Below are 25,564 nucleotides of genomic sequence, written 5' to 3' on the forward strand. Positions count from 1 at the left end.
ATGCAGGTGCAGGAGGAGAGGCACATGACGAAGATCGCCTTTATCGGGCTTGGCAACATGGGCGGCCCGATGGCCGCCAATCTGGTGAAGGCGGGTCACGCCGTCACCGGCTTCGACCTGTCGGAAGCGTCCCGCAATGCCGCGGCGAAGACCGGCGTTTCGGTCGCCGGCTCGATCGCGCAGGCCGTGCGCGAGGCGGAATGTGTCATCACCATGCTGCCGGCGAGCGCACATGTCCTTTATGTCTGGGACGAACTGCTCGGTTTCGTCGACCCGGGAACGCTCATCATCGACAGCTCGACGATCGATGTCGAAAGCGCGCGCAAGGTGCACGGCTTTGCCGACAAGGCCGGCTGCCCCTCGCTCGACGCCCCGGTCTCCGGCGGCACGGCGGGAGCCGCGGCCGGCACGCTGACCTTCATGGTCGGCGGCAGTGACGGCGCGTTTTCCCGTGGCAAGCATCTGCTCGAGGCAATGGGCAAAAAGATCGTCCATTGCGGCGATGTCGGCGCCGGGCAGGCGGCGAAGATCTGCAACAATATGATCCTCGGAATTTCGATGGCCGGCGTTTGCGAGGCTTTCGTGCTGGCCGAGCGGCTGGGCCTGTCGCATCAGGCGCTCTTCGACGTCGCCTCCACCTCGTCCGGCCAATGCTGGTCGCTGACCACCTATTGCCCGGTTCCCGGCCCGGTTCCGGCCTCGCCGGCGAACAACGACTACAAGCCCGGCTTTACCGCGAGCCTGATGCTGAAGGACCTGAAGCTTTCCCAGCAGGCCGCAAGCGCCAGCGGCGCGGCAACTCCGATGGGGGCGCAGGCGGCGCAACTCTACAGCCTGTTCGAAAAACTCGGCCACGGCGGCGAGGACTTCTCCGCGCTGATCCGCATGCTGCGCGGCACAGAAGAGGTCAAGGCAGGGTAGGATGTAGGGCGTTGATACCCCCCTGCCCTGCAGAGGGGGGTGCCTCCTTGCGCACGCGGAGATGCGCCGCAACGATCCAGGCAGATCCGGCTCCCGCTCTGATCGGCTATCACATCTGCACGGTCATGCCGCCATCGACCGTCAGCGTGATGCCGTTGACGAAGCTTGCCGCCGGCGAGGCGAGGAAGACGGCGGCCGGCGCGATTTCTTCCGGCCGCCCCCAGCGCTTCAGCGGAATGCGGACATCGACGAACGCCTTGAGCGCAGGATCGGCTGCAAGATGTGCATTGGTCTCGGTCGCGAACCAGCCCGGCGCAATGGCGTTGACGGTCAGGTTGTCGGCGCCGAGTTCGACGGCGAGCGAGCGAGTCAGCGCCGAAAGCCCGCCTTTGGCCGCCGTATAGGCAGGATCGCCGGCGCGCGCGGCGAAGGCGGCGATCGAGGTGACGAAGATCAGCCGGCCGGCGGCGGACTGTTTAAGATAAGGCAATGCCGCCTTCGCCATGGCGTAAGCCGCCGTGAGATCGGTATTGAGGAGTGCTGCGAACTCGGACGGCTCCATTGCTTCCGTACTGCGGCGATCCCGCTCGCCGACGGCGTGTATCAGGATATCGAGCGCCCCGGTCTTGGCCGTGGCATCCACCAGAATGGCTTCGACATCGCGCGTAATGTCGCCCGGCGCCACCGCGACGGTGACGCCGTCATCGGCAAGCCGGGCTCTCGTCTCCTCGAGGGTGTCGAGATTGCGGCCGTTGATCACGGTCCAGGCGCCGGCTCGTGCAAGAGCCTTCGCCATTTCAAGGCCGAGCCCGCGCCCGCCGCCGGTCACCAGTGCGGTCTTGCCGTTGAGATCAAACATGGCGTCCTCGCTCGTCGCTGCTGCATGTTTCCCTAAACCGTAGCCGATTCAAGGATAAAAACATGTAGCAATTCAAAGTGCTACAGCGTTCTTTGCGCGCCTGATAAGACGCGCGGCGCGGTAGATCGTTCGCAGAGATTTACCGCAATGTCGGCTATCGGCAAGCGATCGGCGATCGTGGTGCCAGCCGTTCCCGGCCTGCTGGAAATGGAAAGGCCGGCCACCGCGGCTGCGGCGACCGGCCTCCGACAGCCTGCTGGCTGATCACTTCATCGTATAGACGTCGATGGTGAAGTACTTGTCGTTGATCTTCTGATAGGTGCCATCGGCGCGGATTTCTTCGAGCGCCTTGTTCAGCTTCTCGCGCAGGTCGTTGTCCTCCTGCCGGACAGCGATGCCGACGCCGTCGCCGACGAACTTCTTGTCGGTGATCGGCTCGCCGATAAGCTCGCAGCAGCCTTTGCCGTCGTCGTTCTTGGTGACCCAATCGAGCATCGGCAGCATGTCGCCGACCTGCAGGTCGAGGCGCCCGTTGACCATGTCGAGATTGGCCTCGTCCTGGGTCGGATAGAGCTTGATCTCCGCATCGGGATAGACGGCGGCAATATAGTCGGCCTGGGTCGTGCCGGACTGCGCGCCGATTACCTTGCCCTTGAGCGCTTCATTGCTGAACTCGGTGAGCCCCGCTCCCTTCGGGGCCACATGGGTCATTGCAGCGAGATAATACGGGTCGGTGAATGCCACCTGCTTCTTGCGCTCCTCGGTGATGAACATCGAGGCGATAATCATGTCGTATTTCTTGGCGAGCAGGCCCGGAATGATGCCGTCCCAATCCTGGGCGACGACCTCGCATTCGACCTTCATGCGTTCGCACAGCGCAAGGCCGATTTCGACGTCGAAGCCGCCGACCTTTCCGGTGGAATCGACGAAATTGAAGGGCGGATAGGCGCCCTCAGTGCCGATCTTCAGTTTCTCGGCTGCCTGTGCCGTCGACGAGAGCAGCCCGGCGCAGATGAGCGCCAATGTCAGAATCCGGTTTTTCATTGTCCGTTCCCCTTGGAATTCGCCCCTTTGTCGGGGCTTCGGCCGAACTCTATGGTCATATGCGGCATAAGCGAAATAGATAGGCGCGATAGTCGATATTATTTCAATTTATCTGATAACCGTCCGCCTCGGGAACAGGAGGACGGCAGACCACCACTATTGACAGTCGCCGCGGTTTTCGCGCCGATGCGGCGGAAACGGCTTTACATCGGCGACGCTGTTTGATTTGTCAGTCGCAGTGATTTTTTCGATGGTTTGGAGGAGTAGGATGAAGCTGTTGCGTTATGGACCGGTAGGAGCCGAGAAGCCGGGCGTGCTTGACGGTGCGGGCAGGATTCGCGATCTCTCCGGTGTCATCGCCGATATCGGCGGCGCGGCGATCGTGGATTTTGGCTGGGCGAGCGGGCTCGATATCGAAAGCCTGCCGGTCGTCGAGGGCGTGCCTCGGCTTGGCGCCTGCGTTACCGGCACCGGCAAGTTCATCTGCATCGGTCTCAACTATGCGGACCATGCCGCAGAGTCCGGTCTGGAGGTTCCGCCGGAGCCGGTCGTGTTCATGAAGGCGACCTCGGCGATCGTCGGTGCGAACGACAATGTGATCATTCCGCGCGGTTCGGTGGCCACCGATTGGGAAGTCGAGCTCGGAGTGGTTATCGGCAAGACCGCGAAATACGTGTCCGAGGCGCAAGCGCTCGATCACGTCGCCGGCTATTGCGTCGTCAACGACGTCTCGGAGCGCGATTTCCAGACGAAGCGCTCCGGCCAGTGGACCAAGGGAAAATCCTGCGACTCCTTCGGCCCCATCGGTCCATGGCTGGTGACCCGCGACGAGATCGGCAATCCGCAAAACCTGAAGATGTGGCTGACCGTCAACGGCGAGACGAAGCAGGACGGTTCGAGCGAAACCATGGTCTACGGCGTCGCCCATCTCGTGAGCTACCTCTCGCAGTTCATGACCCTGCATCCGGGTGATGTCATCTCGACCGGCACCCCTCCCGGCGTCGGCATGGGCTTCAAGCCGCCGCAATATCTGAAGGCCGGCGACGTGATCGAGCTTGGCATCGAAGGTCTCGGCACGCAGAAGCAGAGAGTTGTAGCGGACGACTGAACCAGATCTACAGCGCCGCGCGCCTTATCAGACGCGCAAAGGACGCTGTAGCACTTTGAATTGCTGCATGTCTTTGTCCTTAAATCGAGGTCGATTTAAGGAGACATGCAGGAGGAGCGCCTCCAGGAGCTTGGTGGGGCGCTCCGGCCGGCTTTAGCCCTTCAGCCGCCCCTGCCGCTTGAGTTGCTGCTCGCGGAAGAAGATGAAGAGGCCGGAGGCGACGATGAGACCGGCGCCGAGGATCATCGACAGGCGCGGCGTGTCGCCGAAGATCAGCCAGCCGAAGACGATCGCCCAGAAGAGCAGCGTATATTGCAAAGGCGCGATCGTCGCTGTTTCGGCGAGCTTCAACGCCCTGTTGACGAATACGTGCGCGAGCATGGCGACGACGCCAAGCAGACCCAACAGCGCCGTGTCGAGCGGTTTCAGCGGTGTCCAGTCCAGCGGCGCCCAGACGAGGCCGGCGACCGTCGCCCCGACGATCTGCCAAAAGGCCAGTATCGTATCCGGCGTACCACGCAGCGAGCGTCCGGAAATCATCATGAAGGCGAAGAACATGCTGCCGAGGAGCGAGATCAGCGCCGGCAGGGTGAAGGCCTCAGAGGATGGCTCGAGCGCGATGACGACGCCGACGAAGCCGATGGCGATCGCGGTCCAGCGCCGCCAGCCGACATGTTCCTTGAGGACCAGCGGCGAGACGGCCGCGACGTAGATCGGCGCTGCCAGCCAATAGGTCATGACGTCGGCGAGCGGCAGATAGACCACGGCGAAATAGAAGGCGACGACCTCCGCCGTCGAGGCGACGACGCGAGCAAGCTGAAGCCATGGCCGTTCGACCGCGACAAGTTTCCGTAATCCGCCGGCCCAGAGGAAGGGTGCGAGCAGGACGGCGGCGGCCAGGCTGCGGATCAGCACCACCTGGCCGACCGAATAGGTCGCGACCAGCCATTTGCCCATGACGTCGTTCAGCGAGAACATCAGCATGCCGAGAAGCATGAGCAGAACGCCGGTGCGGGCGGTGCCGGAAGCGTGAGAAAGGGAGGAGGGAGTAGCAGCGTCCGCGGTCATGGCTCGGGCCTTTGTCTACCGCGCCGCGCGTCTTATCAGACGCGCCAAGGACGCTGTGGCACTTTGAGTTGCTGCATGTTTCCTTAAATCGACTATGATTTAAGGAAACATGCAGTAGGGACCCTGCCATTGGCACATTCCTCCAGCGCGATCCATGCTGCCTTTCTGATCAACTCATCAGCGTTGCGAATGGGAGCCGCGGATAACGGCGGTCGATTGAATCATTTCATTGTCTCATTGAAACAGTAAGAGGGCCTAACTCTTTGAAAGGATGCCTTTCCGGAGGGAACAGCTTTCCTCGGAATTGCTTTATCCCGCCAAGCGTATGTCGGGGGTCAGCACCTTGCCGTAGAGCTCCGCATATTGGGCGGCGCTGCGGTGCCAGGAGCAATCCGTCCTCATCCCCTGTCTGCGCAGGCTTTCCCAGACGCGTCGGCGCCTGAAAAGCCTGAAGGCTCGGCGTATGGCGAGCCTCAGTTCGTTCGCGTCGACGGGAGAAAATTGTATGCCGGTCGCCACTTGCGCATGTAGCGCGGCGTCGTTGGCGTCGATGATCGTCTCCGACAATCCGCCGGTGCGGGCGACGATGGGCACGCAGCCATAGCGCAGGGCGTAGAGCTGTGTCAGACCGCACGGTTCGAAGCGCGAGGGAACGAGCATCGCGTCCGCCCCGGCGTGAATCTGATGGGCGAGTGGCTCATCGTAGCCGATCTCGACGCTGACGCTGTGCGGGAAGCGCCGCGCGGCCTCGGTGAAGGCATCCTCGATCGCGGCCTCGCCCTGTCCGAGCACGATCAGCTTGCCACCCCCCTTGACGATCTCGTCGACCACACCTGCCAGGAGATCCATGCCTTTCTGCCAGGTCAGCCTGTTGACCGCCGCGAAAACCGGTCCGGATGTGTTCGACAGGCCGAAACGATCGAGCAGCTTCTGCCTGTTCGGCATGCGGCGCAACGGCGCGCGGGTCGAGAAGTGATGTTCGATATTCGGGTCCGAGGAAGGATTCCATACCTCAGTGTCGATGCCATTGACGATGCCGGTAACGTCATCATGGCGCGCATTCATCACGCCCTCGAGGCCCATGCCGAAGGTCGGCGACATGATCTCGCGCGCGTAGGTGGGACTGACCACGGTGATAGCGTCGGCCGCCTGCAGTCCACCCTTCAGATAGCCAAGGTCGCCGTAATATTCGAGGCCCTCGATCGAATAGGCTCCGTCCGGCAGTCCCAGTTCGGTGAAGCGAACGGCGGGAAACTGGCCCTGGAAGGCGAGGTTGTGGACGGTCAAGACACGGGGAATCCCGGCATTGGGCGAGAACTTGAGGTAGACCAGACTGAGTGCCGGATGCCAGTCGTGGGCATGGATGATATCTGGCCGCCAGTCCCCCACGCCGTGCTCGGCGACTTGCGCGGCGACGAAAGAAAAGGCCGCGAAACGCTTCCAGTTGTCCGGGTAGTCTTTGCCGTGATTGTCGGTGTAGGGACCGCCCTCTCGCTCAAAGAAGCCGGGCGCGTCGAGCACCAGGAGATCCAGACCGTCGGTCTGTCCTGCGACAAGAGTGGCGGGTTCGCCGAACAGGCGATCATATTGTTTGATCGGAGACGCCCCCGTGAGCGCCCGCATGACGCTCGGGTATCCGGGAACCAGAGAGCGCGTATGGATGCCGTGGGCCGCCAGCGCCTTTGGCAGCGAGCCGGCGACATCGGCGAGGCCGCCGGTCTTTACCAGTGGGAAAATCTCAGCCGTGACGGACAGAATGTTCATCGCGTTTTTTCCGGGGATCATGTCATTGCCGGGGGGTGAAGCGCAGCCGCAGTCTGCCCTCCTTCAACACAATCAAGCCATCAAAGTTCCGCCACGTGTTGAGAATTTCGCAATGCAGATGCACAGGCCAAAACAAGGCAAGCCGATGGGCGGAGTACGGGGGCCCCGCGCATCGTCGGGAGGCGTCGGCAGGGGGTGTCCTTGGCCGTTGCCGACGTAATCGGGCGGCGGCAAGGCGAAGGCGGGTGCCGTCTCAGGTACGGCGGCGGGTGGAGCGAAATTTATTCGCGGCCGTGGAACATTCCTTCGCGAATAATGTTTGATGTGTGGATCGCACGGAGCGCGTTCTTTGACCCAGACTTGAAGGCTCCTCGGCGGTCTCTCCTATGCTGGTTCGTCTTATGAGCCTCGTGTCGACGAGGCTCCTTTTTTCGACAGTGTCCGAGGTGGAGTGGCGCCATAGCCTTTCGGTGCGAAGCAAGAAAGGAACACGTGGATGACCTTCAGCTTGATCAGCCCCTCATTCGCCGACGGGCAACCCATCCCGCAAAAATATACTCGACTGGGCGATAACCTCTTCCCGCCGCTGAAGTGGACAGGCACGCCCGAGGGAACGCAGAGCTTCGCCCTCATCGTCGAGGACCCGGACGCGCCGCGAGGCATGTTTCGTCACTGCGCGATCATCAACATTCCCGGCAGTTGGACGGATTTGCCGCAAGCCGTCGATACGGGACCGGAACACAGTATCAAGTTCATCAGGAACGATTTCGGCAACGCCCGCTACGACGGGCCGCAGCCGCCGGCCGGCACCGGCGTCCATCACTATTGGTTCCGCCTTGCCGCGCTTGATACCGCCAATCTTTCGATTCCGGAAGACGTCGGGGCAGAGGAAGCCTGGAAGAGGGTGCGCAAGCACCTGATCGAGGAAGCCGCAATCGTCGGCACCTTCGGGCGGTAGCTCGTTCCCAGGAAGCCCAGCGTCCGCAACGGTCCGGCAGCTGTACGGAACAATCGCCGGCGCGATGGATTAGAGGTGCAAACAAGCCACAGCGGGAGAGCTTCCAATGAGCGCCTCAAGCACCACGATCGACCACGACACCATCCGCAACTGGGCCGAGGCCCGTGACGGCCAGCCGGCACGCGTCAAAGGCGCAACAGACGGCGGTGTGCTGCGCATCGACTTCGGCACGCCGGAGGACACGCTGGAGAAAATCTCGTGGGAGGAGTTCTTCGAGATTTTCGAAAAGAACAACCTGGCCTTTCTCCACCAGGATCTGACAGAAGACGGCCAGACCAGTCGCTTCTGCAAGTTCATCCATCGCCATTGAAGCCGCAGCGTCAGCCGCTCCCGACTGATGCCGGGCCTGCTCACGCACCACCATGGAACCGTCGCGCCGTCAGGCAGTTTCTCCCTGATCGCAAGGAAGGAATTGCCGATGCCTATCAGCAAGGCGACCGATGCTGACAAGTTCAGGACCGAGCGGCGTCAAAAGCAAGTGACAGACCAAGAGGACAAGCACGAAGAAACGCGCAGGAAGCAATGCGCGCGCACCGACGAGGAAAACCTGCGAGATCGCGACTCGCTCTTTTGGCGCGGGGTTTGGATGACTGTGTTCTAGGGCACGGTGCTTTCAAATGAACGCACTCTAGCACGCGCAACAAGCCCCCCGGATCGCGTCCGCGATCCGTGCATCGGGGCCGCATGCAGCCGTTTGCGCTACCCGACGGCGAGCAATCGCTCGATTTCCTGCAGGCGCGTTTTCAGACGCTGGATTTCGTCCCGTTTCTCCGCAACCACGTCCTTCGCCGTCTCCAGCCTGTCGGCGCCCGGAACGGTTCCGACTGCCGTATGGGCCTCTGTCGCGATCGCATCGATCTCCGTTTCGAGCTCGGCAATGCGCCCGCGCAACTCATCGAGCTGGCGCCGGACGCTTGGACCGGGATTGTTACGAGAACCCGCGCCCAAGGCATCGATCGGTTCGTCGACGCCGGGATGGTCGAGCGGGCGGGCATGGATCGCGCGCGATCCTGGATTTCCTCGTTTGGTCATTGGCTTGATCTCCCGTAGGGCACAAAACTCCTGATCGCGGCGTATGTTCCGCAGGGACTTTCGAGACCGCGGACTTTTCTCCGAGTGGCTGGAACTTCTGCCCGCAACGACCGTTTTTGCTGAAGCCGAACGAGGGAGGGTTCGATGCAATCGGAAGAAAACCTGCAGCTTCATTTCGATCTCTTGAGCCACCGGGCGTTGCTTTCGTGCGGCGGCCGGGACTATTTGCTGCCGGACTGCTATCCGACCAAGGAAATGGCCCAAATCGCCGCGCAGAAATTCGCATGGGAAACGCTCGGCTTGAAAGACCGTGCCCGCGAATGCGCCCAGGCTTCGGATCTGCCGGTCTGGCTGCGCTGAACGCTCAGATGTGGATCAGCCGATGAGGTGGAGACTTCTTTCAACAGAGGCATCTGAGGAGATATTCCTCCTCGTCCTCGACCCCGGGGAGGAAGCCTTCACCGCCATTTCGGAGTTCGCCGCAGCACAGAAGATCACCGCGGCTTCGCGACGACGCGCGGCGGGCATTTTCTTGAAGGGATCGTCAAACCGGCCCTCGAAGTGACCCTGTCCGAAACGCCCGCGCATCCGGCGGAAGCACCATCCCGATCTCGGAATTGGCCTGATCGACATCTGATCCCATTCAACGTGTCGCACGCTGCCAGAGTGTCACCACCGGACCATCGTTGCCGAAGACCGGATCGAGTTGGGGCAGCGGCACCGAGGCGATCGCCTGGCGATCGGCATTGCTCGCCGGCCCGCGCTGGATATCGGCGTGTTGTCCGGGAGGATAGCCGCCGATGACCAGGAAGTCGGCACTTGCGGCCATCCGACAGTGACCAGTGCCGGCGGGGAGCACGAGGACATCTCCCGCCATGACCTCCAGCTCCTTGCCCGCCGGTCCGCCGATCAGCAGGCGTGCCTTGCCCCTCGCAACGGCAAGGACCTCGTGGGCGCGGGTATGATAGTGCTGGAAGTCGAAAACGCCGTCTCGCCACACGCCCCGCCAGCCATTGGCGTGGAGCCTGTCTTCGATGCGCGTCGCACCGTCGCCGCTGACGTCAACTGCGGCGTGATAGATGAGGGCGGGCAGGTGCGGATTGTTCGGTATGCCCTCGCTTTCGGCAAACATCAGGTCATCGACGTGCATCGGCTCTCTCCCGGAACGATTTCCGCCCGCTCCCGTTGGAGATAGGTCACCAAGGAGAAACGGCTATGAGCAAAGGGAGCAAGAAGACGAAATGGTCGCAGGATGTGACCGAGAACAGCGACGCGCTCGATCTCGAGGAGGGCATCTTCAAGTCTGAGGACCCGGCGAAGATTGCGCATTCGCTGAAGCGGTCGGCCGAGGCGAGCGATCGGCGAAAGTCGAGCCCGTTTCGCTCTGCCATGTCGATGCTAACGTTCTATATTAACAGGGCGGGTGCGGGCTTGAGCCGGAAGCAGAGGCACGTCCTCGAAGAGGCGAAGGTCGAGTTGCGGAAAGATTTCGGGCGCCAGCCCAAGTGAAGGATCGTTCAATGCCGTACAAGCTTTACTACTGGGACGGGATTCCCGGGCGCGGCGAATTCGTTCGCCTCGCGCTCGAGGAGGCCGGAGCGGATTATGTGGACGTCGCCCGTGAGCCCGACGGGCAAGAGCGGGGTACAGCGGCGATGCTGAAGCTGCTGAGAGACGGCGAGGGAGCAACGATTCCCTTTGCGCCGCCGTTTCTGAAAGACGGCGACCTTGTCATTTCCCACGTCGCCAATATCCTGTTCTATCTCGGCCCGAAGCTCGGCCTGGCGCCCGAGGAGGAAGGCCTCCGCTTCGTTGCCAACGGCCTGCAACTGACGATCACCGATTTCGTCGCCGAGATCCACGACACGCACCACCCGATCGGCGTATCGCTCTACTATGAGGACCAGAAGCCGGAAGCGTTGCGGAGGTCGTCCGATTTCCTCTCGGAGCGCCTGCCGAAGTTCCTCGGCCATTTCGAGCGCGTCCTTCGCCAGAATCCGAAGGGAGCGGGACAGATCGTCGGCGACCGGTTGAGCTATGTCGATCTCTCGCTCTTCCAGCTCGTCGAAGGGCTTCGCTACGCCTTTCCAAACGCGATGCGGAGCTACGAAGCGAATATCCCCGGTTTGATCGCGCTACGCGACGCGGTCGCCAAGCGGCCGAATATTCGCAGCTATCTTGCATCCGATCGACGGCTCTCCTTCAACGAGGCCGGCATTTTTCGGCACTACCCGGAGCTTGATCGGTCTTCATAGACGGCGCTTCCTCCGTGCACCCTGATCAGCTTCATAGGCGGCGACCTTCGCCAGATCCTCGACGAAGCGCGCTCGCTGGGTAGCCGCGTCTCCTCCATCCCGGATTCTGAGGAGATAGGACGGATGGATCGTAACAAGGACGGGATAGCCTGCCGGAGTGTCGATCAAATGGCCGCGGTTCTTCGTAACCCCAACGCTCCGACCGAGTAGCGCCATCACCGCGGTAGCGCCGAGCGCAACGACGAGGTCCGGTCGAAGCTGTTCGAGCTCGGCTCCCAACCACCAGGAGCAACGCTGGATCTCGCCCGCATTGGGCCGTGAATGCAAACGCCGCTTGCCGCGCTGCTCGAACTTGAAGTGCTTGACCGCATTGGTGAGATAGCAGCTCGAGCGATCGACACCGGCCTCGTGCAGGCATTCGTCGAGGACCCGGCCGGCCGGGCCGACGAACGGATGTCCCGCCAGATCTTCTCGATCACCGGGCTGTTCGCCGACGAGAACGATGCGGGCGTCGACCGGGCCCTCGCCGAAGACGAGTTGTGTCGCGTTTTTATAGAGGTCGCAGCGTTCGCAGCCTTCCGCTTGCTTCCGCAAGGCCGCGATAGAGCGCGCTTGTGCATGCTCGCCGGCAAGGGCCGGACCGGTTTTTCCTGCTACTTGTGACATTTCTTGTCGAGCCTTGCTCCTCGCTTCCATGCACGCCTGTGGCCCTGGATAGGCCATCGTTCTAACCCCAACATCAAAATCATGTTCCGTCACCTGGGGGGACAGCCAGCCCTAGCGCCGTGTGACAGCGGCGACGATGCCCGGTCCCGGCAGTTCACCCGCTGTGAGAGAGCAGTCACCGGGCGCCATGGTCGTGAAGATCGGCTCGCCGCTGAAACGGGGAACGGGCCTTGCTTCGTCGGTGAGATTGATCCGCAGGGCCAAAACGGCGCTCCCGAACAACCAGTCGACCGCAACGATCCCGTCGTCGGTTGGAAGTATACGGTTGCCAGGGACGCCGGGTTGCTTGAGCAGGGGCGCGATATGCCGCTGACGGATATCGGCAAGCTCGCGGATGAGAGCGAGGTGCCGCCTGCCCGCAGGACTTTCCGCTCGATCCCATTGCAATTTCGATGCGGCGAACGTCCGCAGGTCGAGCGGATCCGGCAAATCCGCCGTGGTCTTGCCGCGCGGCATGCCGCCGAAATTCTCGGCCTCCCCCCGCCGTCCGGAGCGAATGGCCGCAGCGATCTCGCCCTCGTAGTCCGCGAAAAAGCAGAACGGCTGGGTCTCGCCATATTCCTCGCCCATGAAAAGCAGCGGAACTTGTGGAACGAGCATCAGCGTCGCGGTCAGGACCCGCATCATGTCCGCTCCGACGAGAGAGACGAGGCGCTCGCCGAAGGCACGGTTTCCGATCTGATCATGGTTCTGCAGAAAATTGACACGGGCCTGCGGCGGCACCCGGTCGCCTGTCCAGTGCGACGAAATCTCCGTTCCCTTGGCAGGTAAAGCAAAGCCTTCGGCCATGGCCTCGCGAATTTTCCGCCAGGGATCCGTGGCAAAGGGCTGATAGTGGCCTTTTGTCTCTCCCGTCGCGACGACGTGCAGCGCGTTGTGGAGATCATCATTCCATGCGGCGGTGAAAAGCTCTGCAGCCCCTCCCGGTCCTCGCCCGACAAGGCTTCTGCGCCGGTGTGCGTCTTCGACGACGAGATGGACGTGGCGCTCGGGAAATGTCTCGTGTATCTCGCGCGCCATCTCGACGAGGATGTGCGGCTTGCGGCTATCTCTGATCTGCTCGGTCGCGTCGATGCGCAGCCCGTCGAAGCGGAAATCGCCGAGCCAATAGAGCGCATTCTCGATGAAATAACGCCGGACGGGGTCCTGCTCGAAGGCAATCGAGGCTCCCCACGGAGTCGCGCGATCCCTGTTGAAGAAGTCGGCCGCGTAGCGGGGCAAGGCATTTTCTTCCGGGCCGAAGTGATTGTAGACCACATCGAGCAGAACCATGAGCCCGAGTGAATGAGCCCGATCGACGAGGGCCTTGAGATCGTCCGGTGTCCCATAGGCATAGTGAGGCGCAAAGTGGAGCACGCCATCGTAGCCCCAGCCGCGCCTGCCCGGAGCCTGGGCGATGGGCATGATCTCGATCGCGGTGATGCCGGCATCGGCAAGATGGGCAAGGCGCTCGCTTGCCGCGCGGAACGTGCCCTCCGGCGTGAAGGTGCCGATATGCAGCTCGCAGATGATTGCCTCTTCCCACGGCCGCCCGCGCCATGACGTGTTCTCCCAACGATATGCCGACTGGTCGACGAGGAGCGAAGGACCGGAGGGGCCATCCTGCTGGGCCGAGGATGCGGGGTCGGCTACAAGTGATCCGTCGGACAGCTGAAAACAGTATCTGTCACCGGCACGCGCTTTCAGCGAATGCTCGAACCATCCGTCGTCGAGCGCCTGCATGTCATGGGCGGCGGCGTTGTGGACGAGGCGGACGGCTCGTTCGTCGGGCGCCCACAATCTGAAGTAGGCGGCATCCGCCGAAATCAAACTTGCTCCCCACGTTTTCCTGAAAAGTCCGGGCGATTGCTGTCGCTGCATCGGCTCTGGTCCTCGGATGATTGAAAGGAAACTGGTCGGCTTCGGCGAAAGTTCCCCGGATTCCTCCGAGCGCCGCAAAAGCGTCCGCCAGGAACAATTTCTTTTCTTCCGCGTTGCACCATCGCTTTCGAACGGGCTGGGAGGGAATGGTAACGGCGATGAACGTTTCTTTCTCCGAACTTAGTTTTCTGAAACCCGAACTCGGCGCCGAATATACCGGCGAGGGTACGCACTTCGCGGTTTTTTCGGCTCATGCGGAGAAGATCGAACTTTGCCTGTTCTCGGAAGATGGCAGCAGGGAAACGGCGCGCCTGCCGCTTCCGAAGCGCGAGGGGGATGTCTGGTCGGGCTATATCGGAGGCATCGGGCCGGGGACGCTCTACGGCTACCGCGCCCATGGCCCCTACGACCCGAACAACGGGCACCGGTTCAATCCGAACAAACTGCTGCTCGACCCCTATGCCAAGCAGGTCGCCGGCGCATTCGTATGGGACGATGCGCTTTTCGGATACACGATCGACGGCACCGGCAACGACCTTTCCTTCGATGAGCGCGACAGCGCGCCCTTCATGGTCAAGGGCGTCATCCAGGATCCGGCTTTCGACTGGGCAGGCGAGGAGGCGATCCGCCGCCCCTGGACGGACACGATCATCTACGAGACCCATGTTCGCGGCATGACCATGACGCACCCGGCGGTGCCGGAAGCCCTGCGCGGCACATTCCTCGGCATGGCAAGCGATCCGATCATCGAACATCTGACCAAACTCGGCGTAACGGCCATCGAACTCCTGCCGGTGCAATATTTCCTCGACGACCGGCATCTGCTTGAGCGCGGCCTCAGGAACTACTGGGGATATCAGACGCTCGGCTTCTTCGCCCCCCAGGCGCGCTACATGAAGGGCGACCGGATCACCGAGTTCAAGACGATGGTGAAGCGGTTTCATGCCGCCGGCATCGAAGTCCTGATGGATGTCGTCTTCAACCACACGGCCGAGGGCTCCGAGCACGGGCCAACCTTGAGTTTTCGCGGTCTCGACAACCTCAGCTACTACCGGCCATCTCCGGAAAATCCGCGCCATACCTTCGACATGACCGGCACCGGCAACACGCTCAACGTCGCCCATCCGGTGGTGCTGCGCATGGTGCTCGACAGCCTGCGCTATTGGGTGCAGGTGATGCATATCGACGGCTTCCGCTTCGATCTCGCGAGCGCACTCGGCCGCGAGGACATGGAATTCGACCGGGACGGCGGCTTCTTCGACGCGATCAGGCAGGACCCGATCCTCGCCGGCGTCAAGCTCGTCGCGGAGCCTTGGGATATCGGCGCGGGCGGGTACCAGCTCGGCGGCTTCCCGCATCCCTTCCGCGAATGGAACGACCGCTTCCGGGACGACGTCCGGCGGTTCTGGAAGGGAGATGAAGGTATTATGCCGGTGCTCGCCGAGCGCATCGCGGGCTCGCCGGTACAGTTCAACCATTCCGACCGGGGTGCGACCGCGTCGATCAATCTTGTCAGCGCGCATGACGGCTTCACGCTGATGGACACGGTTTCCTACAACGACAGGCACAACGAGGCGAACGGCGAGGACAATCGCGACGGACATCCCGAAAACCATTCGGACAACATGGGTGTCGAAGGTGTCACCGACGACGAGGGAGTCAAGAATGCCCGCGCGCGCCGTCGCCGCGCAATGTTTGCCACCCTGATGGTCAGTCAGGGGGTGCCGATGATCCTTGGCGGCGACGAATTCGGAAACAGCCAGAGCGGCAACAACAACGCCTATTGCGAGGACAACGAAATCGGCTGGCTCGACTGGGCTTCCAGGGACGAAACCTTCCTAGCCTTCTGCCGAAAGATGGTGGAGTTCCGCAAGGAGAATCCGTCCCTGCGCCAGGAGCGCTTCCTCAACGGCGAACCGGGCGAGGGCGGCCACCTCGAAATTGCCTGGTACGCAGCCGACGGCCGTCCGATGGACGAGGGAGCGTGGCATGATGGCGCGCTGCGTATCGTCGGCGTCTATGTCAGCCGCAACGGCGTCGCGGAGTCGGCGCCAGCGAATGGCATGTTTGTCGCTTTGAACGCCGGCGCCGATCGCGAGATCACGCTTCCGCACGTGAATGGAACGGAGCGGTGGCAGCGCGTGCTCGATACCGCCAGTTTTGATGGGGCCGGTTTTGATGCGGCAAGCGGCGACCCCGGCCCTGTTCGCGCAGCGCAAGACCATGAGCTTGTCGCAGGGCAAAGCGTCACCGTCTTCATTCCCGCGGACCATGGCCAGGAACGGTGAACCCGCGCTCGAGGAAAACGGGCTCGTTTACGTGAGCGACACCGAACCGGGAATCAGGCGCCAGCGCAAAGGTCGAGGCTTCGTCTATCGTATGCCGGACGGTTCGGTGCTTTCCGACCCCGCGGCGAAGGCGCGCATATCGTCCTTGGGCCTGCCGCCCGCCTACGAGAACGTCTGGATCTGCCTGGATGAGAGCGGTCACCTCCAGGCGACGGGCTACGACGCGCGCGGCCGAAAGCAATATCGCTATCACGAGAAATGGCAGGCGCTGCGAAGTGGCGACAAATTCGGACAGCTCCCGACCTTCGGAAAGGTGCTGCCGAGGATCCGCCGCACGATGCGGCGCCACATGCAGGGTGCTCCAGACGACGTCCGCACCGTTCTGGCGGCGCTGGTGGCGCTCCTCGATGAAGCTCACCTGCGCGTCGGCAGCCCGGCCTATGTAGAGGCCAATGCGACCTATGGCGCGACAACCTTGCTCAAGCGCCATCTCAAGCTTTCGGATGGCTGCGTCCGGCTGAGCTTCACCGGCAAGGGCGGCAAGCGAGTGCGGCGCAGGCTCCGCCATCCGAGATTGCAGCGGCTGCTCGAAGAGATTGCAGACCTGCCTGGCCGGCAGCTTTTTGTCTGGAAGGATGAGACCAACACGTTGCGGCAGATCGATTCGGGGCGTCTCAATCGCTATCTCGCAGAGATTTCGGGCGCATCGATTTCCGCGAAAACCTTTCGAACCTGGGCGGGAAGCGTCGCGGCATTTACAGTCGCGCGCGCCGCTCTCGAGAGAGGGGAACGGCCAACGGTCAAGCAGATGAGCGAGGCCGCCGCATCCGTCCTGCACAACACGCCCGCGATCGCACGCGAGAGCTACATCCATCCTGAGATCATCGCGCTTGCCGGCGACAGCCAGGTTTCAGCCGAAAAGCTCAAGGCGCGCAGCCGTGCGAACAACGAATTGCGCGCCGAGGAGGCGCGCATGCTGAATTTTCTGACTCGTGCGGAACGATCGACGTGTCGGAAAGTCTACAGAGACTGAACCACAAGCCCGGCCGACTTCCTCAGGATTCTAAGAGTCACGATCGGTGCCACCGCGCGCCTGAGCTGCCGGACCGGTCGGCGGCTGGACCCGAAGGTTGTTCTGCACATGGGTGACGCCCGAGACGTCGTCGGCACAATCTTCGGCCCTGCGCTTCGCCCACTTGGAATCGACGAAACCGCTGAGCTGCACTTCGCCGTTCAAGACCGAGACCTCGATGTTCGAGGCGTCGAGAGCGCCATCGTCGGTCAGCCGGTCGCTCACGTCTTCATGGATACGACTGTCGGGACGGGTGTAGCCCTTGGGTCCCTTGCCGCGACACCGATCCATGTCGCGCCGCCACTCCGTCTCCTCGTCGCCGGACCAGGAGGCGACTTCGGCTCTGGCGCGATCGGCGAAGCCGCGCTCACGCCTCTCGCTCCAAGGTCCTCCACGGCTACGATAAGGGCGCTGCCCACTATAGCCGTAGCCGGAGCCATAATAGTCGCCCAGGGCCCGCTCCCGATTCCACCGGTCGTACTCGTCTTCCATGCCGCGATGGCGTTGCGAGCGGCGGGGTTCGGCATCCGGAAAATACATCGAATTTTCATAGTCCGCGCCGTGCGGAGCTTCGCCAAAGCGTTCGCGGGCACGTTGCCTTTCCCGCTCGTATTCATACGGTTCTCCATACCGATCCCGCTCCCTTTCGTGGGACCGGCCATGATCCTTCTTTCTCGCCATCGGCTCCTCCTAGACTTCCGTTCCTGCAGCGCCGCAGCAGCAGTGCCAATGCGACCCCAACCGCTAAACGGGGGATCGGTTCCGGTTTTCACGGTGCTTATCCGCAGCGGCTGCGCGCCAGCCTAATTGCGGGCCTTTCGACTTCTGCAGGCGACGGAGGCGTACTGCGGCCCACGGCGCGGGGCATATGTGGAACATTCACGGCCGACTGGAATTGTCCAATGAAACCGAGGCCGGGGCCATACGCTCTCGTCTCCGGGTCGAGCCATGAGCCACAGCAGGAACGGAGGGAAAAATGCCGAATCCGCGCAAACCAGACCCAACGCCACCATCACCGCAGCCGCCGCCCTGGGACCCCGAGCCACCGATCGAGGAGCCGGATCCCGACCGCCTTCCTGACGAAGTGCCGGTCCCCAATCCGGACGAAAATCCGGAGCCCCCCAGACACTTCCAACGGCGCCGCGACCAGTGGAACAATTGAGCAGTCACGCCGTTTGATTTCTGCCATCGACAGAGTTCATCGGTGAGGAAGAAGGGACATGGACAACGACAGGGAAGAGCTTATCCGGCGCAGAGCCTATGCGATCTGGGAGCGGGAAGGTCGCCCCGAAGGCCAGGATCTCCGGCACTGGGAGCAGGCATCGCGGGAGATGCAGAAAGAGGAAAACCGGTCGAGCAGCGGCGAAAAGCAGGATCTCGAAACGGAGGGGACGACGCACGCAACTTCAACGCCGGCGTCGCCGCCCTCCGAGCGCAAATCTCAAGGGGCCGGCTCGACGGAGCAATAGTCGCTAGCGGAACCCGCCGGCGGAAATGCCCGTTGGCGGCAATCGAAGTCAGAACAAGGAGCAAGACCATGCACGTATCGGAAATCATGACCAGAGACGTTCATCTCGTCAGTCCGAACGAGACCATCACCGAGGTTGCAAGGCATATGGCGGAAAACGACATCGGCTTCCTGCCTGTGGGAGATCATGATCGCCTGGTCGGCATGATAACCGACAGGGATATCGTTGTCCGGGGTGTCGCGGACGGCCTCGACCTTCAGTCAAAGGTAGGAGACATCATGACGACCGATGTCAAATACTGCTTCGAAGACGAAGAGGTGGACGATGTGGCGCGCAACATGGGCGACGTCCAGGTCCGGCGGCTGCCCGTGGTCAACCGCGACAAGCGATTGGTCGGCATTGTATCGCTTGCCGACGCAGCCCGCGAGCAGCCCGCGATCGCAGGCACCGGCCTTAAAGGCGTGACGGCTCCAGGCGGAACCCACAACCAGGCCGGGCGAAGCGGCTAGCACACAAGCGATCCCGCCGCCCGGTTATCCTCGGAGCTTCGGGCCGCAGCCGGTGCGCAAGGCGGAACAAAAGGCATGTCTTGCGCTTTTCTCGCAACGAAGGAGTCCGGAGATGCCAGCGAAGCAATACAGCAGCGGTAGCGGCGCAGATCCGCGTCGCGCGCAACCGGGCTCGCCTGAGGCAAGTCAAGCGGGCCAATCGTCGACAACAGGAAAACCGCAAGAGGCCTGGAAGGAGGCGGAACTTCACCTGCCAGAGGCGGAAGACAAGGCACCGCCGCGCGCGCATGTCGCCGATGCCGGAGATGCGGCCGGGTGGGTACGCGGTACAACTGGTGAGGAGACAGCGCGGGCAGATCCGCCGCAGCCGCGACCTCGCGACTATGGCGAGACCATTCGCACGGCGGTGAAATATGTAGCCGCATCCGAAACCGGTGGTGGCCAGACGATGGCGCAGAATGACGCGGAACAGGTTGACGACGGCACTGGCGGAGAAACGTGGAACCGCGCTCTCGGCAACAATACCAATGCCGGGATGATCCGCTTCTTCGGGGCGGTTGCGCTCTTCATCCTGATATTCGCGTCCGTGTTCTGGCTCATTGCCGGCTGACGGCGCGCCACCGAAGGACTCTCGAGGCGGCCTCGGTTCGGGAAGCAGCACGCGAACAGGTGTACGGCATGCGAGCCCGGATCATCACGGCCGAGCGTCAGGGTGCTCGCAAAGCGGCAACGGGCCGATCAGCCGAAGCGGAGTGGATCTTCACAGCCGTCGTTCGCCGCCTCTCCTCGTGGAACATAATCGACCATTGCTGGTTCCGGCACTATTGAGTTTGCACGGCGCTGTGGGGTCGCCCAAAGGAAGGGAGAAGAGAGATGCCCGCCAAATCGAAGGCACAGCAAATGGCCGCAGGTGCGGCACTTGCCGCCAAGCGAGGAGAAAAGAAGAAGAGCGAACTCAAGGGCGCTTCGAAAAGCATGGAAGAATCCATGACCGAAAAGGAACTTGAGGAAATGGCTTCCACAAAACGCAAGGGCAAGAAGGAGCACGCTTCCAAGTCGTAGATGTCCCGCGGCGTGGTCCGGCTGGCCCAGGCGACTGTTGCGGTTCTGATCCCCGGGCGTTTGGTGGTCTCCCTCGACATGAGGGGCGTCCGCGTGCGCCTTACACTTTTCCTCCTCCCGTTCTGGCGATTACATGAACAACCCGGCACAATACGTTATGGTGAGATCCCCGCCATGACGAAGGATAAGCGGATGAACGAAACCAAAGCACGTGGGGGTGCGGACGCGGACAAGGTCATCGACGAGCGGATCGCGTCCCTCATGGGCAAGATACAGAAGGAAGCCGTGCCGGAGCGGCTGCTGGAACTGGCGCGGCAGCTGCAAGCAGCGTTGAACGCACGCAACCGCTGAGGGGATGTTCATCCCGCTGGGGCTAGAGCGCCGTGCGTTCAAGTGAACGCACAAAGGACGCTCTAGCACTTTGATTCTAGAGCATCTTATCCGCTTTCAGTGATTCCACTTGAAAGCGGGATGCTCTAGTTCAGTGGATTTCCGTGCATCTGGACTATCAATTCTTCGCGGGCACGGCTGAGCCTGCTCTTGATCGTGCCGATCGCGCAATCGCATATATCGGCCGCCTCCTTATAGCTCATCCCAAAACCGGCAACGAGGACAAGGACTTCCCGGTGCTCGGGGGTCAGTAACGCCAAAGCATCGCGCAGTTCGCCATTCAGAACCGACCATTCCTGTGGAGGTGCCATCGGAATCGGCAGCTCGGCGCAATTCGTGTTTCCAGGGCTCTCGCGTGTCCGGATCTTGTATTGCGTCCGGAAGGTGTTTCGCATGATGGTGAACAGCCAGGACTTAAGGCTGGTACCCGGTTCAAATTGATCGATGCTTCTCAGCGCCCGAAACAGGGTTTCCTGCAGCAGGTCGTCCGCCTCGAAGGGGATTGATGTAAATGTCCGGGCAAACGCCCGCAGAGCAGGCATCAGGTCGACGACCTGCTCTTCTATGTGATGCGATTTGTGGAGCGCATGGACGCCGGTGGCAGGCATATCGAATACCGCCCTTTGCACGAACAGGAGATAGGTAATGTCGAACAATGCCTGGCTGGCCTTTTGGTTCCTCGTTGCATGAATATTTAGGGGGCGATGGGGCCTCCGGTTGCCCGGTCGAGGGGCTCCTTGAAGTACAAGCCGGCCCTTTTCAGTTCGGCTCGTCCGCTTGGCGACGTAGCTGCCCTTGGTCCGACGTCGGGGAATGCGATGCGCACCGATGCGCCTCGCGCGCAGTACCGTCGCAGCCGCAGATCCGGCAAATGGCACGGCAGATCTCTAAAATGCCTCGGTCTGATGCAATCCTTGGGGATGGTTGGGGCCATACGCCTACTTTCTTTTCGTGAAGGTTGGCCTGAGGCAGGCGTTTGCCCGCCAAAGGAGGTACGTAATGGTAAAACTTCCCAGAATAATCGCCGTGTCGCTACTTGGACTCGCGTCCGCGACTGCAATGCCGCTCATCCCGGTGAGTGGCGATAGCGGTTCGTCAAGCAATGCCTACGCAGACAACGGTGTCGTTCTCATACCGGGAACCGGAAGTGATGATGGCGGCGGAACCGGCGGAGGTAGTACTGATGGGACCGGCAATGGTGGCGGAGGCGATACCGGCAGTGGAGGTACACAGGACACCGGCTCCGGTGGCACGGAAAGCTCCGCCAGCAGCAGCTCGGATGGCGCCGGCACCGGTGGCGGCGCGTCGGGGGGTGGCGGCGAGTGAGGACGGCAAATCTGACCTGATGTAACTGCCAACTACTGCATGTTTCCTTAAATCGGATCCGATTTAAGGATAAAAACATGCAGCAATTCAAAGTGCTAACGCGTCCTTTGCGCGTCTGATAAGACGCGCGGCGCTGTAGGGGTCTAAAGAGGTTCTTCTCGCCGAAGGACCTCTTTTCTGCGTCAGCGTTCAAAATTCCGTTTGGAAACACCCTCTTAGCTCAGCTTTCGTCCTCAGCCTTTTCAAAGCGTTCCGCCCGCTTATCGCATCGAAACGCGTGTACCGCGCCCTGTGGCTGACGCCTCGATCCGACGGAAGATCACAGCCAAGTCCGCGAGCGCCCGGGAACCAATTACGCTGCCGCTGGTTTGGAAGGTCTCTCAAGGAAGGAGTATACGATGCATAAATTTGCCATGATGACTACGGCGCTGCTGATGTCTGTAGGCCCGTCGGCGATGGCCCAGGATACTATCGTGTTGCCCGGTGAAGTCAGGACCTACGTGCTGGAACAGAATACGCCATCAATTCAATATGAGGGCGAGATCATCGTCGGCCAGCCGGTACCTGACGTGGTCGAAGTCTACCCGATTCCGGACCAGCCTGATTACGCCTATGCGATCGTCAACGAAAGGCGGGTCATCGTGAACCCGAAGACGCACACGATCGTGCAGGTCCTTGAATAACAGGACGAGGCCCAGCGAGTCGTCCCGCCCGCAAAACACCGGAAAGCGAAGCGAAGCATGGAGAACATCGAGTTTCGGTTAGCTGCCCATCGAGAAATCCTGGTGGCTGTCCTTTCCGCGCTGGCGAAAAATGACGATGCCTGGTCGAAGATCAACGGCATCCTGGAGGAGGAACTGATCGTGCAGGATCATGAGGAGGATCCTGGGATCGTGCCGTCCGAGGCCTTTGCCCGGCAGAATGCGATGACTGCGGAAATTTCATCGATTCTTCAGGACGCCAGAGCACGCGCGGCTGGCGGCGTCAGCCCTGCCGCGCCGAAAAACGACCGTTGAGAAAGACGAAATAGCCTGCCGCACGGGGGAACCGCTCCTCTGTTGGTGCGTTAAGGAGGCATTGCGGCTTAAACCGCGCATGTCCACACGAAGCAGAAGGGAGCATATCGTGCGGCAAAGATCGAAGCAAAAGCGACCGAGATTCCTTCGGCCGCCTGAGAATCCAAATCCCAAAAAGGCGCAGCGAAACACCTGGCAGCCCCAGGTGACTGTACCCTACCGCGTCGATCTCACACTCAAGAAGCCGGCAGATGAGGAAGTCAGGGTGCCTGCATCGATCAATGGCAGGAGTCTCGCCAATGGCCGCCCATGAGGACAGAGCGATACGCGTTCGGGACGTGATGTCCAAACAGGTCTTTACGGTTTCACCGAGCGATACGGCGCAATCCGTTGCGCGGTTGATGGAAGAGGCAGGGGTTGGCGCGTTGCCGGTCGAGGCCCCGGGTGTCGGAACGATCCTCGGGATCGTCACGGACCGCGACATCCTCGCTTCGGTGGTGGCCCAGGGACTGTCGACATCGACGGCTGTGTTCGAGTTCATGACGGTTTCCGCCGAGTCCTGCGAGGAGGACGACAGCATCCTGCTGGCCGCACAAAAGATGCATGATTACAAGATACGCCGCCTCGTCGTCGTTGACGAAAAGAAGCACGCGGCCGGCATCGTTTCACTAGCCGACATCACGCGCGCGAGCCCGGAACTCGGGGGGCTCGTATTGGGGGGAATAAGCCGACAGGCGCCCCAATCCACTCCGCTTGAAGGAGCCTCGACATGCCAAGCCTGATGCAGGATCGCCTTTGGAGCGAAGCAGTCATCCTCGAGGCGCTGAGGCGAGTGCTGCGGGTGCAGAGCACGCGCGACGCCTTCCTATGTCTCAAGAACCATTGGCCGCTCGCCGACGGAACGGCAAAAAACGAAGCATTGGCTGCATGCGACCGTGTGATCGAGGGAAACGACGAACCTGACGCCGCACGTGCCGCCTTCATCAAGGCGGCCGAGGAAGCGCAATTCCGCGTCAACAGCTGGACCGGTGCCTGATTGGCTGCAGCGTTCCGGCGGCATCGGCCCGTCGTGAGCGCTCTCCTTGCCGATCTATCGCCGATCGCAACCTTGCCGAGAAAGGCGCTGTGCGCCTTCCTGCCGCCACCGATCGATCACCTCACGGTTGCTTCAGTCGGGAACTTCCCATCCGGCCTGGCGTTGACTCATCAGGAATGCTCAGGAGGACAGACCGGCCGGGAAGGATAGCGATCTGCATCGGGGCGCGAAGAAGCAACCTGCCGAGCCGGACGATCTCGCAAGCCACCGCGCACCGCGTCATGCGGGAGGCCGCGCGGTAAAAGAGAGACGGTTACCCCGTGAAGTCCGATCTCGCAGATGCGGATCAACACTATTCGACTCCGGGCATGAACGACCAGGAATGAGGAGCGGAACGATGGCACTGAAAACGCTGAGAGCCGGCTTCACTGGCAAGCCGGCGGAACCCGATTTGAAAACGAAGACTCAGGAGGCCGCGCGCTACGTCCGCGACGAGGCGGCGGTGGTTGCAGGGACGGCCCGCGAGCATCCGGCGGCGCTCAGCGGCACCTTGCTCGTGGTCGCGACCCTGGCATTCGTCGCGGGCTATCTTGTCGGCGGCACATCAACCCCTCCTCCACGCAGCCAGCGGTTCTGGTCTTGGTGATACCACGGCAAGCTTTTCTTGCACCGATCGGGAACAAATCGCCTCGCATCCGGTTTATGGGTCGGGTCGCGTGGAACAAAGTCCCCTCTCCGCAAGCCCCTACGGACCGCGCGATCCCAAACAACAGTGCAGATCGGGCTCCACCAATTGGTGGGGCCTTTTTTGGCAACCGGTGCCGTGTTGGGAAGGACCAAGGAGACTACAGCGCCGTGCGTCCAATCGGACGCGCAAAGGTCGCTGCAGCACTTTGAATTGCTGCATGATTTTGTCCTTAAATCGATTCCGATTTGAGGAAATCATGCGGTAGCCTCGCTACCTCAGCAGCCCCTGACCTCCGTCGATCCAGATTGGGCTGCCGGTGACGTGTCGTGCGTCATCCGAAACCAGGAAGCGAATAACTTGCGCAACGTCCTCGCTGCGGCCGGGCTTGCCGCCTGTGATCGGGACCTGGCCCTGCGGCCACTCAACCGGTATCGCGGTCTCCTCTGCATGGCGCAGGCTGGTGTTCTCGTCGATCGCGGTCTGAATCTCTCCCGGGCAGACGGTGTTCACGCGAATGCGGTGCCTGGCCAATTCGAGTGCGAGCTGCTGGACGATCGCCACTTGCGCCGCCTTGGTGGCTGTGTATGCGGTCGCGCCGGGTGTGGTGAAGGTCCGGGTACCGTTGATCGACGATACGACGACGATCGCGCCGCCGCCGTTTTCCTTGAGGTAGGGAACGGTCACATGCAGCGTCAGAAACGTGCCACGCAGATTGACGGCGATGGTCTGGTCCCATTCGTGCGGCTTCAAGTCATCGATCGGCGCCCAAACCCCGTTGATGCCGGCATTGGCAACGACGATATCGAGATGCTCGAACTCGCGGAGAAGTGTCTTCACCGCGTTCCGCATCGCGAGTTCATCCGCCACATCGGCTTCGAGCACCAGTGCTTGGCCCCCGGCGGCAGCGATCTCCGACGCGCAATCTTCCAGCTTCGAGCGGGTACGGCCGAGCAGGCCGACCTTCATTCCGTCGGCGGCAAGCGCAAGTGCGGTAGCGCGTCCGATGCCGGATCCCGCGCCGGTGATCAAGGCGACAGACGATCCGCGCGGCAT

Annotated in this window: 33 protein-coding genes; 22 read left to right on the forward strand and 11 right to left on the reverse strand. The window is 61.8% G+C overall.

Going from position 1 to position 25,564, the window contains the following annotated elements; all coding sequences use genetic code 11:
* Positions 1 to 24: 24 nt before the first annotated feature.
* Entirely contained in the window at positions 25 to 921 is an 897-nt protein-coding gene (mmsB, locus tag RB548_RS25910) for a 3-hydroxyisobutyrate dehydrogenase (RefSeq protein WP_331376627.1), read from the forward strand.
* Between the two features lie 109 nt (positions 922 to 1,030).
* Here the strand turns inward: mmsB and RB548_RS25915 are convergent, their stop codons facing one another.
* Together RB548_RS25915 and RB548_RS25920 are read right to left on the reverse strand one after the other, a co-directional pair.
* Positions 1,031 to 1,780: an SDR family oxidoreductase gene (locus RB548_RS25915; protein ID WP_331376628.1), complete on the reverse strand. Its 750-nt coding sequence runs from the start codon at positions 1,778 to 1,780 to the stop codon at positions 1,031 to 1,033.
* 264 nt (positions 1,781 to 2,044) lie between these two features.
* Positions 2,045 to 2,824 (reverse strand): ABC transporter substrate-binding protein, encoded by a 780-nt coding sequence (locus RB548_RS25920; protein WP_331376629.1) that lies wholly within the window; start codon positions 2,822 to 2,824, stop codon positions 2,045 to 2,047.
* Positions 2,825 to 3,092: 268 nt separating this feature from the next.
* On the opposite strand from RB548_RS25920, the gene RB548_RS25925 reads away from it, so the two are divergent.
* The gene (locus tag RB548_RS25925) at positions 3,093 to 3,932 is read left to right on the forward strand and encodes a fumarylacetoacetate hydrolase family protein (protein ID WP_331376630.1); all 840 of its coding nucleotides are present in this window, start codon (positions 3,093 to 3,095) and stop codon (positions 3,930 to 3,932) included.
* Between the two features lie 153 nt (positions 3,933 to 4,085).
* Here the strand turns inward: RB548_RS25925 and RB548_RS25930 are convergent, their stop codons facing one another.
* Positions 4,086 to 5,000, reverse strand: coding sequence for a DMT family transporter (locus tag RB548_RS25930; RefSeq protein WP_331376631.1), 915 nt, complete (start codon positions 4,998 to 5,000; stop codon positions 4,086 to 4,088).
* A 309-nt stretch (positions 5,001 to 5,309) separates the two neighbouring features.
* The gene (glgA, locus tag RB548_RS25935; RefSeq protein ID WP_331376632.1) at positions 5,310 to 6,764 is read right to left on the reverse strand and encodes a glycogen synthase GlgA; all 1,455 of its coding nucleotides are present in this window, start codon (positions 6,762 to 6,764) and stop codon (positions 5,310 to 5,312) included.
* Positions 6,765 to 7,260: 496 nt separating this feature from the next.
* Here glgA and RB548_RS25940 point away from each other — a divergent pair, with 496 nt between their 5' ends.
* The 3 genes from RB548_RS25940 to RB548_RS25950 all read left to right on the forward strand — a co-directional run bounded on the left by RB548_RS25940 (position 7,261) and on the right by RB548_RS25950 (position 8,383).
* Positions 7,261 to 7,722 (forward strand): YbhB/YbcL family Raf kinase inhibitor-like protein, encoded by a 462-nt coding sequence (locus RB548_RS25940; protein WP_331376633.1) that lies wholly within the window; start codon positions 7,261 to 7,263, stop codon positions 7,720 to 7,722.
* Positions 7,723 to 7,828: 106 nt separating this feature from the next.
* Entirely contained in the window at positions 7,829 to 8,092 is a 264-nt protein-coding gene (locus RB548_RS25945; RefSeq protein ID WP_331376634.1) for a hypothetical protein, read from the forward strand.
* 108 nt (positions 8,093 to 8,200) lie between these two features.
* Positions 8,201 to 8,383 (forward strand): hypothetical protein, encoded by a 183-nt coding sequence (locus tag RB548_RS25950; RefSeq protein ID WP_331376635.1) that lies wholly within the window; start codon positions 8,201 to 8,203, stop codon positions 8,381 to 8,383.
* Between the two features lie 98 nt (positions 8,384 to 8,481).
* Here RB548_RS25950 and RB548_RS25955 read toward each other — a convergent pair whose 3' ends face one another.
* A complete protein-coding gene (locus tag RB548_RS25955; RefSeq protein ID WP_331376636.1) occupies positions 8,482 to 8,814 on the reverse strand; it encodes a hypothetical protein in 333 nt (110 codons plus the stop codon).
* A gap of 144 nt (positions 8,815 to 8,958) precedes the next feature.
* Between RB548_RS25955 and RB548_RS25960 the strand changes: the two genes are divergently transcribed.
* A complete protein-coding gene (locus RB548_RS25960) occupies positions 8,959 to 9,174 on the forward strand; it encodes a hypothetical protein (protein ID WP_331376637.1) in 216 nt (71 codons plus the stop codon).
* 283 nt (positions 9,175 to 9,457) lie between these two features.
* Here RB548_RS25960 and RB548_RS25965 read toward each other — a convergent pair whose 3' ends face one another.
* Positions 9,458 to 9,964, reverse strand: coding sequence for a cupin domain-containing protein (locus RB548_RS25965; protein ID WP_331376638.1), 507 nt, complete (start codon positions 9,962 to 9,964; stop codon positions 9,458 to 9,460).
* 65 nt (positions 9,965 to 10,029) lie between these two features.
* Here RB548_RS25965 and RB548_RS25970 point away from each other — a divergent pair, with 65 nt between their 5' ends.
* Both RB548_RS25970 and RB548_RS25975 read left to right on the forward strand, forming a co-directional pair.
* A complete protein-coding gene (locus RB548_RS25970; RefSeq protein WP_331376639.1) occupies positions 10,030 to 10,323 on the forward strand; it encodes a DUF3175 domain-containing protein in 294 nt (97 codons plus the stop codon).
* A gap of 11 nt (positions 10,324 to 10,334) precedes the next feature.
* Positions 10,335 to 11,069: a glutathione S-transferase gene (locus RB548_RS25975; protein ID WP_331376640.1), complete on the forward strand. Its 735-nt coding sequence runs from the start codon at positions 10,335 to 10,337 to the stop codon at positions 11,067 to 11,069.
* Here the strand turns inward: RB548_RS25975 and RB548_RS25980 are convergent.
* Both RB548_RS25980 and treZ read right to left on the reverse strand, forming a co-directional pair.
* On the reverse strand, positions 11,064 to 11,735 hold the full coding sequence (locus RB548_RS25980) for a UdgX family uracil-DNA binding protein (RefSeq protein ID WP_331376641.1): 672 nt from the start codon (positions 11,733 to 11,735) through the stop codon (positions 11,064 to 11,066). The two genes, RB548_RS25975 and RB548_RS25980, sit on opposite strands and share 6 nt — an antisense overlap.
* Before the next feature lie 111 nt (positions 11,736 to 11,846).
* Positions 11,847 to 13,655, reverse strand: coding sequence for a malto-oligosyltrehalose trehalohydrolase (gene treZ, locus RB548_RS25985; RefSeq protein WP_331376642.1), 1,809 nt, complete (start codon positions 13,653 to 13,655; stop codon positions 11,847 to 11,849).
* 158 nt (positions 13,656 to 13,813) lie between these two features.
* Here treZ and glgX point away from each other — a divergent pair, with 158 nt between their 5' ends.
* Together glgX and RB548_RS25995 are read left to right on the forward strand one after the other, a co-directional pair.
* Positions 13,814 to 15,943, forward strand: a complete 2,130-nt coding sequence (gene glgX, locus RB548_RS25990; protein WP_331376643.1) for a glycogen debranching protein GlgX — start codon at positions 13,814 to 13,816, stop codon at positions 15,941 to 15,943.
* Complete coding sequence (locus RB548_RS25995; protein ID WP_331376644.1) at positions 15,927 to 16,976, forward strand: DNA topoisomerase IB; 1,050 nt, start codon at positions 15,927 to 15,929, stop codon at positions 16,974 to 16,976. The genes glgX and RB548_RS25995 overlap by 17 nt, the downstream gene beginning before the upstream one ends.
* Before the next feature lie 30 nt (positions 16,977 to 17,006).
* On the opposite strand, the gene RB548_RS26000 is transcribed toward RB548_RS25995, so the two are convergent.
* Entirely contained in the window at positions 17,007 to 17,696 is a 690-nt protein-coding gene (locus RB548_RS26000) for a BON domain-containing protein (protein WP_331376645.1), read from the reverse strand.
* A 295-nt stretch (positions 17,697 to 17,991) separates the two neighbouring features.
* On the opposite strand from RB548_RS26000, the gene RB548_RS26005 reads away from it, so the two are divergent.
* From RB548_RS26005 to RB548_RS26030, 6 genes are all read left to right on the forward strand, one after another.
* The gene (locus RB548_RS26005; RefSeq protein WP_331376646.1) at positions 17,992 to 18,177 is read left to right on the forward strand and encodes a hypothetical protein; all 186 of its coding nucleotides are present in this window, start codon (positions 17,992 to 17,994) and stop codon (positions 18,175 to 18,177) included.
* A 58-nt stretch (positions 18,178 to 18,235) separates the two neighbouring features.
* Positions 18,236 to 18,484 carry a DUF2934 domain-containing protein gene (locus RB548_RS26010; RefSeq protein WP_331376647.1) on the forward strand — a complete coding sequence of 83 codons (249 nt, stop codon included), beginning with the start codon at positions 18,236 to 18,238 and terminating at the stop codon, positions 18,482 to 18,484.
* A gap of 68 nt (positions 18,485 to 18,552) precedes the next feature.
* Positions 18,553 to 18,993 carry a CBS domain-containing protein gene (locus RB548_RS26015; protein WP_331376648.1) on the forward strand — a complete coding sequence of 147 codons (441 nt, stop codon included), beginning with the start codon at positions 18,553 to 18,555 and terminating at the stop codon, positions 18,991 to 18,993.
* A 112-nt stretch (positions 18,994 to 19,105) separates the two neighbouring features.
* Complete coding sequence (locus RB548_RS26020; RefSeq protein ID WP_331376649.1) at positions 19,106 to 19,603, forward strand: hypothetical protein; 498 nt, start codon at positions 19,106 to 19,108, stop codon at positions 19,601 to 19,603.
* Between the two features lie 263 nt (positions 19,604 to 19,866).
* Positions 19,867 to 20,055 carry a DUF3008 family protein gene (locus RB548_RS26025; protein ID WP_180943531.1) on the forward strand — a complete coding sequence of 63 codons (189 nt, stop codon included), beginning with the start codon at positions 19,867 to 19,869 and terminating at the stop codon, positions 20,053 to 20,055.
* A 192-nt stretch (positions 20,056 to 20,247) separates the two neighbouring features.
* Positions 20,248 to 20,406 carry a hypothetical protein gene (locus RB548_RS26030; protein WP_331376650.1) on the forward strand — a complete coding sequence of 53 codons (159 nt, stop codon included), beginning with the start codon at positions 20,248 to 20,250 and terminating at the stop codon, positions 20,404 to 20,406.
* Positions 20,407 to 20,531: 125 nt separating this feature from the next.
* On the opposite strand, the gene RB548_RS26035 is transcribed toward RB548_RS26030, so the two are convergent.
* Complete coding sequence (locus tag RB548_RS26035) at positions 20,532 to 21,053, reverse strand: sigma-70 family RNA polymerase sigma factor (protein ID WP_331376651.1); 522 nt, start codon at positions 21,051 to 21,053, stop codon at positions 20,532 to 20,534.
* Positions 21,054 to 21,444: 391 nt separating this feature from the next.
* Between RB548_RS26035 and RB548_RS26040 the strand changes: the two genes are divergently transcribed.
* The 6 genes from RB548_RS26040 (at position 21,445) to RB548_RS26065 (ending at position 24,469) form a co-directional block, all read left to right on the forward strand.
* Entirely contained in the window at positions 21,445 to 21,771 is a 327-nt protein-coding gene (locus RB548_RS26040) for a hypothetical protein (RefSeq protein ID WP_331376652.1), read from the forward strand.
* Positions 21,772 to 22,169: 398 nt separating this feature from the next.
* Positions 22,170 to 22,454: a DUF1236 domain-containing protein gene (locus tag RB548_RS26045; protein WP_331376653.1), complete on the forward strand. Its 285-nt coding sequence runs from the start codon at positions 22,170 to 22,172 to the stop codon at positions 22,452 to 22,454.
* A 57-nt stretch (positions 22,455 to 22,511) separates the two neighbouring features.
* Complete coding sequence (locus RB548_RS26050; protein ID WP_331376654.1) at positions 22,512 to 22,787, forward strand: hypothetical protein; 276 nt, start codon at positions 22,512 to 22,514, stop codon at positions 22,785 to 22,787.
* A 299-nt stretch (positions 22,788 to 23,086) separates the two neighbouring features.
* Entirely contained in the window at positions 23,087 to 23,569 is a 483-nt protein-coding gene (locus RB548_RS26055; protein ID WP_331376655.1) for a CBS domain-containing protein, read from the forward strand.
* On the forward strand, positions 23,557 to 23,823 hold the full coding sequence (locus RB548_RS26060) for a DUF982 domain-containing protein (protein ID WP_331376656.1): 267 nt from the start codon (positions 23,557 to 23,559) through the stop codon (positions 23,821 to 23,823). The genes RB548_RS26055 and RB548_RS26060 overlap by 13 nt, the downstream gene beginning before the upstream one ends.
* 397 nt (positions 23,824 to 24,220) lie before the next feature.
* Positions 24,221 to 24,469: a hypothetical protein gene (locus RB548_RS26065; protein WP_331376657.1), complete on the forward strand. Its 249-nt coding sequence runs from the start codon at positions 24,221 to 24,223 to the stop codon at positions 24,467 to 24,469.
* A 312-nt stretch (positions 24,470 to 24,781) separates the two neighbouring features.
* Here RB548_RS26065 and RB548_RS26070 read toward each other — a convergent pair whose 3' ends face one another.
* Positions 24,782 to 25,564 (reverse strand): SDR family oxidoreductase, encoded by a 783-nt coding sequence (locus RB548_RS26070; protein ID WP_331376658.1) that lies wholly within the window; start codon positions 25,562 to 25,564, stop codon positions 24,782 to 24,784.

Source organism: Sinorhizobium chiapasense, assembly GCF_036488675.1.
GTDB classification, from domain to species: Bacteria; Pseudomonadota; Alphaproteobacteria; order Rhizobiales; family Rhizobiaceae; genus Sinorhizobium; species Sinorhizobium chiapasense.